At 36.4% G+C, this 1,672-nt stretch carries 2 protein-coding genes; both read left to right on the forward strand.

Annotated features, from left to right (window positions below):
- The first annotated feature begins 312 nt into the window (after window positions 1-312).
- The gene (locus A5867_RS04995) at window positions 313-912 is read left to right on the forward strand and encodes a tyrosine-type recombinase/integrase (RefSeq protein ID WP_007209274.1); all 600 of its coding nucleotides are present in this window, start codon (window positions 313-315) and stop codon (window positions 910-912) included.
- A 48-nt stretch (window positions 913-960) separates the two neighbouring features.
- Window positions 961-1,656, forward strand: coding sequence for a Fic family protein (locus A5867_RS05000; protein ID WP_087627004.1), 696 nt, complete (start codon window positions 961-963; stop codon window positions 1,654-1,656).
- Window positions 1,657-1,672 lie beyond the last annotated feature (16 nt).

Consider the following 1,672-nt stretch of genomic DNA (forward strand, 5'->3'; position numbering starts at 1 on the left):
TGTTTGTACGCAAATAATATTTAGTTCATTTTAAATAAGTCCTTATCTTCTGCGAAAAGAAAAAATTAACTATCGAATTCTTTATAAGTTTTTGTATTCATTGTGTACTAACTGTTTGGAGAAAAATTCAAAAAATTATTCCAAAACGAAAGAGACACAATCGGATTCTGTCACATTCGTGAAAATCGCTCCATCCTTAGAGGCTCTAAGAGAAAATCACTTTTCTTTTAGGGCCTTTTTTCTATAGCATGTTTAAATGTGACTTATTATCTGTTATAATCATATTAAGTAACATTTGAGAGGGGGCTAAAAATGAAGAGCGTGGAACCGATTCGCGACAAAAAAAAGATCGATGCCATGAAGGCAATTTTGGCTTCCGGAAAATATGGGCAACGAAATTTGGTGCTTTTTTCGATTGGGATCAATACGGCGTATCGAATCTCTGATTTAAGACAGTTGAAATTAAGTGATGTATTAGAAATTTCCCGTGGTCGGGTAATTGTCAAAGAACGTCTGGCCATGAAGGAACAAAAAACAGCTAAACACAATTCGGTCTTCATTTCGAACAAATTACGAAAAGTGATTCTTGATTATGTTCAATCAGAATTTCCTGAGCAGTTACAAGCACAAGACTTCAGCAATTATTTGTTTCCAAGTCGAAAGGGAGCAGATACACCTTTGACCCGACAAAGTCTTTGGCGGATCATTCATGAAGCAGGAACGGCGGTTGGGTTGAAAGAAATTGGCCCCCATTCGATGCGCAAGACCTTCGGCTATTTTTTGTACAAGCAAGGGACCAAAACAGAAATCATTCAGTCGCTGCTCAACCATTCTTCACAACGGGAGACCTTACGCTATATTGGGATCACCCAGGAAGACAAAGATACTGCCGTAAAGAGTTTGGATCTATGACAGAATAACACCCTACATAATAGAAGGAAAAATTCAAGAGGTGAGAAGATGAACGAAGAAAAGTGGCATAAATTTCCCGATAAATATCACTTATCTCGCAAAGAGTCCGTGTATTTATTGAAGAAAAACATTGTGGAACTGGTGTATAATGCGGGGAAATTTGAAGGACTAAATACAACACTATTACAAACAGAAGAGATTATTAAGTATAATCGGGCTAACAACGTGGCTGTAGATGATGTCCTGACCGTCGTTAACTTAAAAAGAGGCTTTGAAATGCTTTTAAATGACATACAGGAGCCCCTGTTAGAGACAAGTAAGCGGATTAATCGGATCGTTGCAGCGGAAGATGCGCTTTTTCCTGGTGAAATACGAACCGGTGGAGTAGAAGTATCGACCATTCAAGGAAGGTATGTTCCTCCAATGTTAACTGAAGATGAGGTAAAGAATCAATATGACAAGATAATGAATCAAGAGATATCAGAGACAGAAAAGGCATTGCGACTGTTTCTATTCATTTCGAAAAATCAAATATTTTGGGACGGTAATAAGAGAACTGCGTTATTAACTGCTAATCAGATTATGTTTAGCCAAGGTTTGGGATTGTTGTCCATTCCTGAAACTGTATTTGCAAAATTTAATGAACTTCTATCTATGTATTATAATAGCAACCAATCTAGTGATGAATTAAAAATTTTATCATTTATACATGAAGAATGTATTTATGGTATTCGTTATTTATAGTAAACAATAGAACAGC

This window comes from Enterococcus sp. 6D12_DIV0197, assembly GCF_002174385.1.
GTDB lineage: Bacteria > Bacillota > Bacilli > Lactobacillales > Enterococcaceae > Enterococcus_D > Enterococcus_D casseliflavus.